The sequence below is a fragment of the Dysgonomonas sp. 521 genome (assembly GCF_010501055.1).
GTDB lineage: Bacteria > Bacteroidota > Bacteroidia > Bacteroidales > Dysgonomonadaceae > Dysgonomonas.
Window position 1 is genome coordinate 40,247 of sequence record NZ_QVMO01000016.1, and the last position, 14,683, is coordinate 54,929.

General features: G+C 43.6%; 10 protein-coding genes. 2 read left to right on the top strand and 8 right to left on the bottom strand.

Translation table 11 applies throughout. The annotated features are described in order from the left end of the window. Positions 1-16 precede the first annotated feature (16 nt). On the top strand, positions 17-847 hold the full coding sequence (locus tag D0T84_RS07035) for a bifunctional UDP-sugar hydrolase/5'-nucleotidase (RefSeq protein WP_163307174.1): 831 nt from the start codon (positions 17-19) through the stop codon (positions 845-847). A gap of 196 nt (positions 848-1,043) precedes the next feature. Beyond that, complete coding sequence (locus tag D0T84_RS07040; protein ID WP_163307175.1) at positions 1,044-2,285, top strand: nucleoside permease; 1,242 nt, start codon at positions 1,044-1,046, stop codon at positions 2,283-2,285. A gap of 51 nt (positions 2,286-2,336) precedes the next feature. Here D0T84_RS07040 and D0T84_RS07045 read toward each other — a convergent pair whose 3' ends face one another. From D0T84_RS07045 to D0T84_RS07080, 8 genes are all read right to left on the bottom strand, one after another. Beyond that, positions 2,337-4,334, bottom strand: a complete 1,998-nt coding sequence (locus tag D0T84_RS07045; protein WP_163307176.1) for a glycoside hydrolase family 97 protein — start codon at positions 4,332-4,334, stop codon at positions 2,337-2,339. A 10-nt stretch (positions 4,335-4,344) separates the two neighbouring features. Continuing rightward, positions 4,345-5,568 carry a glycoside hydrolase family 71/99-like protein gene (locus tag D0T84_RS07050; protein WP_163307177.1) on the bottom strand — a complete coding sequence of 408 codons (1,224 nt, stop codon included), beginning with the start codon at positions 5,566-5,568 and terminating at the stop codon, positions 4,345-4,347. A 70-nt stretch (positions 5,569-5,638) separates the two neighbouring features. Beyond that, positions 5,639-7,162 (bottom strand): RagB/SusD family nutrient uptake outer membrane protein, encoded by a 1,524-nt coding sequence (locus D0T84_RS07055; RefSeq protein ID WP_163307178.1) that lies wholly within the window; start codon positions 7,160-7,162, stop codon positions 5,639-5,641. A gap of 31 nt (positions 7,163-7,193) precedes the next feature. Then, the gene (locus D0T84_RS07060) at positions 7,194-10,160 is read right to left on the bottom strand and encodes a SusC/RagA family TonB-linked outer membrane protein (protein ID WP_370525459.1); all 2,967 of its coding nucleotides are present in this window, start codon (positions 10,158-10,160) and stop codon (positions 7,194-7,196) included. 22 nt (positions 10,161-10,182) lie between these two features. Continuing rightward, positions 10,183-11,331, bottom strand: a complete 1,149-nt coding sequence (locus D0T84_RS07065; protein ID WP_163307179.1) for a hypothetical protein — start codon at positions 11,329-11,331, stop codon at positions 10,183-10,185. 11 nt (positions 11,332-11,342) lie between these two features. Further along, positions 11,343-11,879, bottom strand: a complete 537-nt coding sequence (locus tag D0T84_RS07070; RefSeq protein WP_221413124.1) for a DUF5004 domain-containing protein — start codon at positions 11,877-11,879, stop codon at positions 11,343-11,345. Positions 11,880-12,165: 286 nt separating this feature from the next. Further along, a complete protein-coding gene (locus D0T84_RS07075; protein ID WP_163307180.1) occupies positions 12,166-13,788 on the bottom strand; it encodes a DUF6377 domain-containing protein in 1,623 nt (540 codons plus the stop codon). 67 nt (positions 13,789-13,855) lie between these two features. Then, a complete protein-coding gene (locus tag D0T84_RS07080; RefSeq protein WP_163307181.1) occupies positions 13,856-14,626 on the bottom strand; it encodes a 3'-5' exonuclease in 771 nt (256 codons plus the stop codon). Positions 14,627-14,683 lie beyond the last annotated feature (57 nt).

Here is a 14,683-nt window from a genome sequence, read left to right on the forward strand (position 1 = left end):
GAAAAATAATATAGGAATGAAACCAAAATACATCCTCATTTTTGCACTGCTGCTCGTATCATGCTGTGTATTTTCTCAAAAGAAACTAGTTATACTGCACACAAATGATACGCATAGCCACATCGAACCTTTTCGGCTCACCGATAAGTATTATCCCGGACAGGGAGGTGTCATCAACAGGAAAGCGATAATAGACAGCATCCGCAAGGCGCACAAGAATGTACTGCTGATAGACGCGGGCGACTATTTTCAGGGTACACCGTATTACAACCTGTTCAAAGGGCGGGTTGAAGCAGAAGCGATGAATATGATGCATTATGATGCAGCCACAATAGGCAACCATGAATTTGACTATGGGCTGGATACCCTGAGGATGATATACAGGAAGATGAACTTCCCTGTAATATGCTGTAACTACGACTTTTCGGACACAGTACTCAGAGATGTGGTGAAACCTTACACTATTATAAAAAAAGACGGGATAAAGATCGGGATTATAGGCGTGGGAGTAAATCCCGAAGGGCTTATACAGAAAGACAAATATGAAGGAATGGTTTTCAAGCCGGCTATTGAAACGGTAAATCACTATGCCGCATTATTGAAGAAGAAAGAAAAATGCGACATAATCATCTGCCTGTCGCACATTGGCTATAACCAAGATCAGGTATTGGCAGAGAAATCTACAAATCTGGATATAATAATCGGGGGACATTCGCATACGTTTATGAAGCAGCCCGACATTAAGAAAAACCTTACAGGTAAAGATGTTATGGTATACCAAACCGGAAAGAACGGAGTGAATCTGGGAAAAATAGAAGTGGAATTGAGTAAGATAAAAAATAAGTAATGAGTTATGTAATGAAAAGAAATTATTGCAACATTATTTTCGTTCTTGTCATGCTGACAATAGGAAGCATCTCTTATCAACCCTGTCTTTGAGGAACGAGATACGTCGTGTCTCACGATGATAAAAAGCATGTTGCATTAAATGATTTTCATTACTTATAATCTTGAAACCTTAAATCTTGAAATAATAAAATATTATGAGTATCAAAATCCGTCTGATTATTATGAATTTCCTCCAGTTCTTCATCTGGGGTGCATGGATGATCACAATAGCAAACTACTGGTTCGGGACAAAACACTGGCAAAGTGAAGATTTCGGCATTATCTTTTCCACAATGGGCATTGCGTCCATCTTTATGCCTACACTATGCGGTATCATCGCCGACCGTTGGGTAAATTCGGAAAGGTTATACGGTATTTTACATATATTATGCGGGCTTACCTTTATCTCGCTCCCTATGGTAGACAATCCGTCTACATTCTTTTGGGTAATACTGCTTGCGATGATATTCTACATGCCTACCCTCGCCTTATCCAACTCTACAGCCTACAGCGTGCTTACCAAGAATAATCTGGACACAGTCAAATACTTCCCCCCTATCAGGGTTTGGGGTACTATCGGCTTTATCGCCGCCATGTGGCTCACCAACCTCACAGGCAATAAAGCATCCGAAAACCAGTTCTATATCGCCGGCATCACGGCTATCCTGCTGGGAATATATGCCTTTACCCTGCCGCAGTCGCCCCCGCAGAATACATCCGATAAGAACAAGACTCTGGCAGAATTGCTGGGGCTGGATGCTTTCAAGCTGTTCAAAGACTATAAGATGGCGCTGTTCTTTATATTCAGTATGCTGCTGGGTGCCGCGCTACAGCTTACAAACGCTTATGGGGATACTTTTCTCGACGATTTTAAATATCAGTATCCCGACTCTTTCGTTGTAAGATATTCTACCATCATATTATCCATATCGCAGATATCCGAAACGCTGTTTATTCTGGCTATACCTTTCTTTTTGAGACGGTTCGGTATAAAAACGGTTATGCTGATAAGCATGTTCGCGTGGGTTCTGCGCTTCGGGCTGTTTGCCTTCGCCAATCCCGAAGGCGGGTTGTGGATGATTATCCTTTCGTGTATTGTCTATGGCATGGCATTTGACTTCTTCAATATATCCGGCTCATTATTTGTCAATAATTCTACAAACGCGAAAGTACGCTCTTCGGCTCAGGGGCTGTTTATGATGATGACCAACGGCTTTGGCGCCGTACTCGGCAGCTGGACCAGCGGATTATTGATCGGTAAGTTCTTCACAGATGCAGATGGGATGAAAGACTGGTACTCTATCTGGTTATGCTTTGCGGCATACGCTCTGGTTGTAGCCATACTGTTTGCCATACTGTTCAGGTACAAATATGTAAAAGAAGAGGTTCCGGCATAAAAGAGAAGAGGCTGTCCGTTGGACAGCCTTCTTCATGTTAACCCTAAAAAATCATTGTTTGAGGAACATAACTGCGGTTCCCCCGCTTGTAGCAAGTTCCAGATTAAGAACTGTATCGGATGTCACATCCAACTCTTGTATTTCTACCGGATAAGGGTTGGTTTTATATTCCGCGCCTTTTCCGTCTTTAAATATCTTCGCTTTATATGTTGCCCCTTTGTCGAGGAATGTAAGAGGCAGCGACATATTGCGGCTGTCGGCATTTGTGATGCTTCCCACATACCAGTTTTCGCTGTCCCTGTCTTTACGGGCAATGGTTATATACTCACCAATTTTGGCATCGGGGATAACGGTCTTCGACCAGTTGGCAGGACATGATGTGATGAATTCAAATTCAGGTCTGTTTTCATAATTTTCAATCATATCGGAAGCCATCTGCAACGGGCTGTATATCACTACCGACAGTGCCAGTTGTTTCGCAATAGTAGTCTGCACACGGGTGTTAGGAAACACGGGATTTGAGAAGTTAAACGTACCCGGCGTGAAATCGATAGGCCCGGCCAAACCACGGGTGAATGGGATAATAGTCGTATGTTCGGGCGGGTTACCTCCATCCTGTGACCATGCGTCGTATTCTTGTCCCCGCACGCCCTCCTGCGTCATCAGGTTAGGCCATGTGCGTTGTAGCCCGGTAGGCATCACAGGCTCGTGATTGTCTATCATTACATGATACTTTGCAGCAGTCTCTATTACCTTGCGGAAATGACGGACGCCATACTGGCTGCTGTGCATTTCCTTGCCATCGAGCAACGGGCTTACATAACCCGTCTTCACGGCATTTACACCATATCTCTGATATAGGGCAAAAGCGCTGTCCAGTTGGTTTTCGTAATTGCGGGTCGCACCTCCTGTTTCGTGATGACCAACAAGCCTCACATTCTTCATGGCGGCATATTTGGTAATCTTTGCCAGGTCGAAGTCGGGATAAGCTTTGGTAAAGCTGAACTTATCGCCTTCTTTTGTCCAGTCGTTTTGCCAGCCATCGTTCCAGCCTTCTACCAATACACCGGAAAATCCATGTTTAGCTGCAAAGTCGATATATTTCATCGTATTTTCTGTCGTAGCCCCGTGTTTAGGTCCCTGGCACCATGTGTATTTTTCCATATGCATACCCCACCAGATACCGATATAGCGACCCGGTCTGATCCATGAAGTATCCTCTATTTTGCATGGCTCGTTCAGGTTGAGCATCAGGCGCGAAAGTATCAGGTCGCCAGGTTTATTGGCGATGATCATTGTTCTCCAAGGGCTAACACCCGGAGCTTTCATAAACACTTTTTCGCCGGTAGACCACGGGCTTAAATAAGTCCTTAGCACAGATGTCTTATTTTCAGGGGTCAAATTCATTGCCGCATAATCCGTCAGATTTGCTTCATGTATAGTCAGGTATAATCCGTCTTTAGTTTCCATTGTCAGCGGGGTGCATACCGTATCCAGTTCGTTTACAGGAGCCGTTGTATACAGGCTTTCATAATATTTGGAATCGTACGGTATCGACCATGTTTTATGGTTGTCCGCCAAAGCAAACTCGGTAAGTTCATCCATAATGATGAAATCCTTCAGGTTTTCCTGCTCAGGAAACTCGTACCTGAAACCGACGCCATCGTCAAACACACGGAATACGACCGAAAACTTACGTTTAAGCCCGGCAGCTTCTTCCACATCTACCTTCAACTGGTTATATTTATTATCAACCGTAGCCTCTTCTCCCCACGGCTGTGTCCATGTCTCACTGAAAGACGAACCCTCAACATTGGTAATCTCTAGATCCTTATTGAATTCGGAGTCCTTCAGTACAAAACCCAGAAAAGATTTATTTAAGACTACCTTGTCGTCTTTATTTACCGTATAATATATCTTGCCTTCTTCTGCTCCTACACATATCCTGATACTTCCATCCGGAGATACAGCCGACGGATCTTTACTGCCGGGAGTACATGCCGTAAAGCAAATGAGAGCGAGAAGGAATAAATTTAAAGCCTGTTTCATATTTTTTGTATTAATTTCCGTTCTTTACTTCATCTAATAAAGCCTTCGCCTTTTCATTCTGTAATGAAACAAAATAGTAGAATGCCTGAGTCAGTTTTTTCTCAGCCTTTACCTTTCCTTTGTTGGCCGCTCTCAAATTATAGTAATCATATACATTTTCCAGTGTGGAAGTACTGTACGAAACGCCTGAGAAAGATTGTATTTCGTTCAGGAACTTATAGCCGAACTCTTTGGTAGGCTCTATCATCGTACCTTCGCCAAAGTCGTTCCATGTGATTAGCTGTAGATTGCTAACGTTCTTGCTTTTTGCCATCTGGAGCAGTTCTTTCAGCAATGCGCCGTCTTTGTGGTCGATGGCAGCCAAAGCCGATTCGCCCCATCCTCCTTCTTTGTAGAAGTCCTTATAGCCCGGATATGCTCCGCCAAAGAATACCTCAAAGTTATCTTTAATGGCATATTTGGTTTCCATAGATGTGGCATCTACCCAGATAAATTCTCCGGAAGCATTTTTGTTATCCGCATTGTTTGCCAGATTGGAGTGTCCGTATAATGTAACGAAGGATGGTTTTGTTTTCATTGCGCTGAATACATTTGTCCAATCGGTAGGGGTCTTTATTTCCTGCGGCCCGAAAACCATCAGTAGAGGTTTATTCCCTATCTTGATATAATTGCTCTTGCCGAAGAAGTTGTCTTCAAGGTATTTCATGTCGGCCTTTGCCTGCGTGATTTGTGCTTCACCTTCAAGCTCTTCCTTTACCGTTTGATCTTCATAAACGATAGCGAAATTAAGTCCTACTTTCTCCAATACTTTTACAATAGCTTCTGTATTCTTCTTGTTTGCAGGATAATCCCACAAGTCGCGTGTTCCGTACCAATCGATAAGAATGCCATCTATCCCCGAATATTTCATCAACAAGAGGTGATACTCTATCACAGCCTCATCGCTGGAAGCATAAGGGCCTATCAGGGGATTATAGTATGATGCTATTTCGCCGCTGTCAGGATTCTTGTTGGCCATTGTCCAGTGTTGTCCCCAAGCACCGTTATTTGTTGCCGGAGTTTCGAACCACGGCATATAGTGCACATAGAGTTTCATCGGGTTTGTTTTGGTAACTGCCACCGGGTCAAACTCTTCCACCGGGTTTTCTTTTATAATAGGTAAATCGTCCTTGCTACAACCTGATAGCAAAACGATACCGCAACAAAACAATATGATAAATAATAGTTTTTTCATATCTCTTATTTTTTAGCGTAAAAGAGTACAGTCATAGCTGATATTCTATGACCGTACTCAGACCTTAAAACTAATAACCTGGGTTTTGTGAAAGTTTGCTGTTCAATTCCAAAATAGAGGCAGGGATTGGATAGATACCTCTTGTTTTAGGTGTATCCGTTGGTTTTTCCCACCATTTTTCGAAGAATGTACCAAAACGTATATTTGTAGTACGGCGCAAGCCTTCGAATACAAATTCATGCTTCCATTCATTATCCAAAGCCTGTAAATCAAGAGCTTCGGGTTTCAATTCTGATAATCCCGCTCTGGTGCGAAGTTCGTTTACGAACGATAACGCATTGGCGGTAAATCCTAAACGATAATTCGCTTCGGCTTTCATCATTATTATTTCTGCATAACGGATCAGTACCCAGTCGTTGTCGCGTTCCCACTGGTCTTCGGCCTGAACTTCATATTTGTGCAAGCGGGCACCTTCGTTTTGTAACGCGTTCTCATAATTCGTAATTTCTTCTGTATAGATAAGCGGATTACCGTTATCCATCATTATTACAGAACCTGTAGACATGTTGATCTGTTCTCCGATAAGCAATGAGCCACGGCGTATGTCGCCTTCTTCGAAAGAAGAGTATAGTCCCGGTTGCGCGCTGATACCATTACCGCACCACGGATACGTTCCATTGGGAGAGAAAGCAAACTTCTGATTGTAATGATATGTCATCGAAGCCAGATAGTTACCTACTGTTCCCGCTTTATGATCGTAAGGAATAGAGAAGATAATTTCGCCGGAAGTCTCATTTGCAGTCTTGAAACTATTGAAGTAGTTCCCTTCGAGCGTATAACCCGTTACTTTATCACAAGCATCCAGGCAATCCTGCCAACGGGCTGTCCCTGTCCATACTTCGGCATTCAGGTAGAGGCGTGCCAGCAGACTGTTTGCCACAGCCTGCGTAAAACGTCCATACGTTTTTGTTGCAGGCAAGAGGGGTAATGCCTCTGTCAGTTCAGTCTCGATAAACTTGAATACATCTGCACGGGACGAATTAGCCGGTAAGCCTTCGCCACCAAAGTCGGTTACGATCGGTACATTGCCAAACTGGTCTACCAGCAACAGATAATAATAGGCGCGGATGCCTCTCAGTTCTGCTTTTACCACCGCTTTAGCGTCTTCCGTCAATTCAGACTTGTCCACCTGATAGATCACAGTGTTTACACTGGCTATTCCCTGGAAACAATATTTCCACGAGCTCAGTATCATGATATTACCGGCAGACCAACTATGCCGCTGTATTTCCTGATAGCGGCCGCTATCGTACCAGTCGGTACCGCGTGTAGGGATACAAGCCTCGTCGGAAGCACATTCATCCAGGAAAAACACATATTCGCATGTAGGATAACAGTTTGTTCCGCCTTGATCCGAGTCGCTAAAACCCCGCAAAGACGCATAAGCACTTCCTACGATAGTCTGTATCTCGCTATCCGTTTTCCCATAATCATCCATCGGCACTTTATCGTACAGTTTCTCATCCAGGTCGGTACAGGAAGACATTGCGACCAGAGCCGATAATACCAATATTGATAATATTTTATTTTTCATTTTCATATACACAATTTTTATTTTTCAACGATTAGAAAGAAAGATTTACACCAAAAGAGAATGTCCGAGGACGCGGATAAGAATCATAGATGTCGATACCCGGTGAAGTGGTAATATTTCCGTTAGAGTCCCTGTTAAGATTTATACCCACTTCAGGATCAATACCTGTGTATCCGGTAATTACAAACAGGTTTTCCCCTGTTACGTAGAACCTGATTTTATCAAATCCGGTTTTTTTGAGGTTCACCGGTAATGTATATCCCAATGTTACCGATTGCAGGCGGAAGAATGATCCGTTCTCTACCCAATAATCGGAATAGGCAGGAGAAGATGTAATGCCGCTTGTAATATAACTGTCGGGTACATTCTGATTGCCTCCCAAACGTGTAGGATCGTACATACTCATTGTAGTTGCATTCAATACCTTTTGTCCGAACATTCCATAACCTGCTATATTGAGGTCAAAATCTTTGTATGAGAAATCCATAGCAATACCCAGGTTTACCTTTGGTTGTGCGCTACCAAGATATTCACTCACTACTTCCCCCTGCTCGTCTGTCTTGAATATATATTTACCTTCTTCGTCAAGGCCTAAACATTTTGGCCCAAAGAAAGCACCCAGTGGATAACCTTCGGTAATATACTGGCTATAAACTCCTGAAAAACCTCTCAGCCCGTGCAAAGACCCAGCCGGAAAGCCGGTTGTGCTATATTCTGCGTTAGATAGTTTGGTTATCTCCTGCTTGTTGTATGATGCTGTGAGATTTACTCCCCAGGAGAAGTCTTTTGTCTTAATGATATTGGACGACAGGCTTAATTCCACGCCTTTGTTTGATAATGATCCTACGTTTGCCAACATCTGATTGTATAAGTATGGAGGAGTAGGAACCAGATATGTCCATAAGAGGTCTTTTGTCTTTTTGCTGTACAGTTCCAATGATCCTGTAACACGGTTGAACAATGTAAAATCAAGTCCGAGGTTAAATTGTTCGGTAGATTCCCATTTCAGGTCAGCATTCGTGTTCTGGTTTGGTGCGTATGAGTTTTTCCAGGTACCTGTAGCCGCATCGTAATATGCCGACCCACTTGCGCTCAGGATTGAAAGTGATTTGTATTCTCCCAAACCATCCTGGTTACCGGTTACACCATACCCAACACGCAGTTTCAGATTATCCAGCCACGAAGATGTACCTTCCATAAATGCCTCGTCGGAGATACGCCATGCAGCGGATACTGACGGGAACAGACCCCATTTATTATTCGCCCCGAAGCGCGACGAACCATCGTTACGCAATGTGGCTGTAACCATGTATTTGTTCAACAGATTATAGTTTACACGGCCAAAGAAAGAGATCAGTGTAGCTTCTCCCTTGTATGAATACACGTCACCCTGCCTGTAGTCGGAGCCGGCCGCAAGATTGTTGTAGAGGAACATATCAGAATCGAATCCACGACGGAAAGCGCCAAAACCTTCATACATATTTTTCAGGTATGAGTAACCACCCATCAGGTTCAGCTTATGTATTTTGTTGAACTCCTTATCGTAAGTCAGGTAAGTTTCCAGTTGCAGGTTTTTATAGTCAGCCAAAGCTCTTTGTCCGCGGCCTTTTTCAGCCTGCCCTTCCATCACTGCATAAGTAGGCAGATAGAAACGTGTTTGATGAGAGTTGTATTCATAAGAGAGGTTGGCAGAAGCTTTCAGCCCGTCTATAACATCCAGTTCTATTTTTCCATATCCAAGGAAACGATGACGTGTGTCGTCTGCAGTCCTGTTGGTATTCAGTTCCACAGGGTTTTCGGTATTTGTACCATCAATAGATGTAAACTTGCCATTCTGGTCTTTTACCGGAACGGTAGGATTCAGGTTCGTCATCCTTTCGTATATACGGCTATCGATCGGGTGCCAGCTATCTGTAGTCCCTGTAATCCCGGCTTCCAGCTTCAGACGCTTGTTTAACCCGTACTGATGAGCCGAAATGCTTCCTGCAAGCCTGTTCAGGCTGTTCTTTTTGATAACTCCTTCACTGTTGAGGTACGTGATGGATGCACTGTATCCGCTTTCTTTGCCTACATTACTGAAATAGATATTGTGGGAGTGTGTAAAAGCTGTACGCTCCAGTTCCTTTTGCCAGTCGGTATCGCCACCATAATCGGTAGCTCCTTTCACATCATTTTCTCTCACATAAGCTCTCCATTGGTTAGCTGAAAGCAAATCCATATGCTTAGACACATAGCCTATGGCTGCATAGCCATTGTACTGGATACTGCGTCGTTCTTCGCTGCTGGAACGGGATGTGGTAATGATAATAACACCATTGGCTCCCCGTGAACCATAGATTGCCGCAGAAGAAGCATCTTTCAACACGTCTATAGACACTATCTCTGATGGCTGCACTGTATTCATATCCACTCCCGGAATACCGTCTACAACGACAAGAGGTGAATTGCTTGCCGACAATGATGTACCTCCTCTCAGGCGTATAGATGCACCCTGAGACGGGTCGCCCGAACTCTGAACGACAGACAATCCGGAAACCTTACCTTGCAAAACCTGTTCGGCAGAGGTAATGACACCTTTCCTTAGATCTTCCTGTCCTACAGAGGCAATAGCTCCCGTGAGGTCGGATTTTCGCATCGTTCCGTAACCGACACCTACAATAACAGTTTCTTTCAGTGCTATTGCATTTTCGGTAAGAATAATTTTCATATCCTTCTGAGCCGCAGCTTTCAGTGGATTGAAACCGATATATGAAAATTCGAGGACACTTCCCGAAGGACAGCTTAGTTCAAAGTTTCCATCTATATCAGTCATTGTACCTGTAGTGGCATTGCCTTCCACCTTTACGGTAACCCCTGCTAACGGGTCATTGTTCTCGTCAGTAACTACCCCTGTAGCAGTTACATTCTGCGCAAGCACCTGTATGCTCATTCCGGCAAAGAACAGAGCAAAGAAGAATGAGCGCATGATATATTTGTGTAATATATTATTCAATTTCATACGTTGATAGTTTTTCATATTATTATTCTAATTCCGAATCCGGTACTAATGGAATATCTGTCTTGATGATTTCTTTTCCATTTTTATCTTTCACTTCCAGGCTGATTTTGCTGAGTGCTCCCGCACCTTGCAGTTGAGTCAATAAGTCTACGTAAGCTCTCGTCTCTGCCATATTTCCGGAGAAATCGCCTGTAATAACCTTAGAACCCGCAGTAATCTTATATTCCAGTCCCTGACTGTTTTTTTCATTATTCGTTCTCACAAGGGTCAGTATATCATATTGGCTAAACTTCTGAGGGAAGAAGTAAAATACAGGATCGGGAGGGATAATAGCACCCGGTGCATTGATTACATAATCGCCATCTTTTCCGGCAAATACTTTTGCCCAGTCTTTTGCCGGGAACAGAAATTGAATATTCTCCATTACATAATCATCGGCAACCGGAGGCACACCGTCCAGACCAAAATAGGTGCGCGGTGTAAAATCTATCTTATAGATACCGTCCCCGATGTTTTTGAGTTTGGTCTTCTCCGATATTTCAGGTAGCCACGCCTGATATTCGGCAATAGCGTTTTTATCAAAGTTATTCAATCCGGCGTGCAGGTGAAGTTCTTCCCCATCGGCTCCCCCCTGTGCTCCGCCAGCCCAAAGCAGGTTAGCATTTACCAAGAGCGAAAGAGGTTCGTCTAAGTAGAATTTTTCGGGGAATATCTGTACTTCGTTACCCGATGTCTTGAAATCGTTGAGTTCGGCAACAGACCATTTTGCATTGATCACACCACTCTGTTTCTCATTGCCTTTACCTTTGAGGCGCATCCAGAATCCGGCAGAGCCAGCAATATCCGCAACCGACATACTGAAGTATTTGGTAGGGGTCAATGTCTTTTTCCATACCATATTGCCTACATATTCCAGTTTGGCAAAATCGGAAGAGTTGTCAAAATTGCCTGCGTCAGGCTCAGATGGAGACCACGCCCAAAGGTACAGATCCTGTCCGTCGTCGAATCCTGTTCCGGTCATATCAAAGTACCAGGTTACTTCTTCGTCCAGCGCATATATTACGGGATAGGTCCATGTACTGGCCGGATCGCCCACTTCATCTGTTGCATAGCTATTTAGAGGTAAAGCAATAGCCACTAAAGCCAAAAAGGCTGATAGTATATTTTTCATCTTTTTCATAGTTATTCGTTTACATTAGGGGATAGTCTATACACATACGAAACAAAGGCTACTCCTTTTGTTTTTCTTGTCAATTTCAGTTCCAGCACATCTGTAGCCCCAGGCGTAGCTGTAATCGCCAATTCGCCTATCTTAGCGGTCTTAGCGGCATCAGAATAAAGATATATGATGCTGGCTGCCCCGTCTGTACTAGGGAATGGATAAGCCAGCTTCCAGTAACCTGCTTTTGCGAAGATGGCAGGAGCATTTCCTCCGACAGCGTAATCGGTAGGTTCATTATTGGCATCCACATTCAGTTTGATGGTAAATGTAGAGAAGTCGAACTGGGAAGTCAACACCATTTCGCTAGGGCTTTGAGAGTTGGCTTTTGCTACTTCGTCAATCTGCTTAACGGAGGTTAGTTTCCAGTCGCCTTTGATTTTCTCATAAGTTGTTATAGGCGCCACATAGCTCCCATCGTCAGTATCGTTGCAGGCAGCAAACGAAAACATGACAGTCAATAAGAATAAGGCAACAAAATGCTTTAAAAAGACTTTCATAGGTTCAAATTTTGGTTAATAATATGAAGTAATTTAGTTATTGTATTAGAAACATTAGGATAACAAAAATGATTTCCCGGATGTATCAATGCAAATGTAGTTTTGGTAAACAACAAGAAGAAATTCCCTATGGAATATATAAGCATTTTTCTGTTCTTTATTTATCGAATCCCTTAGATTACAACAACTTATAAAAAACGTTAACAACAAAAAATATAACCTGAATATAAACGAAAAAAGGGCCTTTACAGACCCTTTTCATATATAAATATGTTAAAACGCGATATTATTGTGGTGTTGTCCTTACCGTTTTTATTTCCATTATTTTCTGTTCGAACTGTTCATTCGGCACTATCGACTTATTCTTTACCTTCGTCTTATATGTATTGATCGTATTTACCGAGTAGTCGAGAAACTTAGCGATACGTTCGCTCTCGTGAATACCCAGGCGGATGAGTGCGAATATCCTTAGTTCCGGGGTCAAACCCTTGTTCAAATCTACAGCGACCACATCTTCGGGCCTGAACAGATGGTTATATTCTTCGATAAAATCAGGGAAAAGCCTCAGGAAGGTCTGGTCGAAGGAAGAATACATATTCTCGCGCTCTTTTTTCAGGTCAGACTCTTTCAGATAAGAATTGATATCATCGAACTGGCGGGCTTTCAGTTTGCGGTTTATTGTCCTGTACAGGATTTCGAGCCGGTCTATATATTCCGACTTACCATACAACGACTGAACGACATATTCATCCTTAATCTCATTGGCTTCCACCAGCTTGGAATTAGCCGATTGCAGATTCTTGTTTTGCGACTGGATCGTCCTCTTCGCCCTCCGCAGTTTTTTGACCTGCTTATATATAATAATGGTAGATACAAGTACGAGAATAAACATGAGCGTAACCACCGAAGCGAACACGATAAGGCTATTTCGCTGATTCTCTACCATTTGCAGGTGTTCTTTTTCTATAATCGGCAGAATGGCGCTGATTTGTATTTTGCGGTGGCGCGCGTTGTAGAAGTTAGCGTCTTCCATCGCGATGCGTACGTAGCGGTTGGCACGGGTCACATCTCCCATTTCGTACAACAGGTTGGCAAGGTTCTGCATAGCCACAGCCTCCTTCGTTGCCGACTTTATGTCGTAAATTGACGCCTGTATCAGGTAAAACATCCCGCGCTGCCTGTCTCCCATCGACCCGTACATAAATCCCATACTGGATGTAGCGATAGCCGAGGTATGGTCATCTATATTAGGCGAGTGCAGCAAGGTCTGGAAGGCTTCTATAGCCGCCGGATAATTCCGCTGCTGCATCCGCTTCAATCCTACCGTGCTCCACATCATGGGCGACTCTATAGGCAGATAGGTAATTGCCGAGTCGCAATACTGTATACCCTCCCTTACATACTGGCTGCTAAACGGCTCGCCATTGGTATAGTCGGCCATATCGTAGTACAGCCTGGCCAGCTGGGCATAGTAATCCTTCTTTATTTTGTCGGGCGCGTTCTTCACATCTATCGAGCTCATAATATCATACGCCTCCTTGAACAAGCCGGATGAAAGGTAGCAGAAAGCAATAAGCCCTTTGGCGTCCATTATCTTATCGGGGTCGGCTATAAGTGTCGCCACATCGAGGCACTTGTGTGCATATACATAAGCCGAATCATACTTATACGACTTATATTCGTCAAACAGGGAACTGTATATCTCCAGTTTATGCCGGTTGTCTGTTTGTGACAGTAAACTCTGATTTAGTGACGCAATCCGGCCTTCCTTGAGCTGTACATAATGGTCTTTCTGTTCTATATATCCATCCAGTTCTTTCAGGGCTTTGGCAATATTATCAGAGTTACCCGACTGAGAATACATGGTATAAGAACAGATAAAGAAGAGTATGAACAGGAGTTTTCTCATGCTATATAATTAAGGAATAACAAATCCGTATACAGACTTAGAGTGGGTAAGCCTGTATATTATATCATTATCTTTGCATTTCGCGCAGCTTGATCTTAGTCAGCACCTGCTTTGTATTCAGAGGGAAGTCTGCATCCATCATCCATGCGTAGAAACTCGGTTCTTTTTTCAGGACTTCGGCTACCGGCTTGCCTTTGTGTTTGCCAAAGTTGAATATCTCAATGCCGTTCTCATCCTTGATGATACGCCCTGCCAAGTCTACATTATTGTTGAAGAACGAAAACTCGGACGCGAGTTTCTCCATGTCATTTTCCAGGTCAGGATACTTATCCAGCTGTGCTTTCAGCACTTCATACGTAGCCAGCGTATCGGCTTCGGCAGAGTGGGCATTGTCTAAATCCTTGTCGCAATAGAATTTGTAAGCCGCTTCCAGCGTGCGCTGTTCTTTTTTATGGAAAATGATCTGTACATCTATCATCTTACGCTTACTGAAATCTATATCGACATCCGCGCGAAGGAACTCTTCTGCCAGCAAAGGTATATCGAAACGGCTCGAATTGAATCCTGCAAGGTCGCATCCTTCCATCTGGTCTGCCAGCGATCTGGCTATCTGCTTAAATGTAGGGCAGTCCTTTACATCCTCATCCGATATTCCGTGTATAGCCGTGGAACTCGCAGGAATGGGCATTTCGGGATTGATACGCCTGGTCTTTACTTCTTCCTTTCCATTGGGGTATACTTTCAGGTAAGATAACTCAACAATACGGTCTTTTACCGTATCCGTACCTGTTGTCTCCAGGTCGAAGAATATAAGCGGGTTTTTCAGGTTTAATTCCATAAGCGTTCTACGAAAAAACTTTACCACTCCTCCCGGCCGGAAGAGTGATAAAGCCTG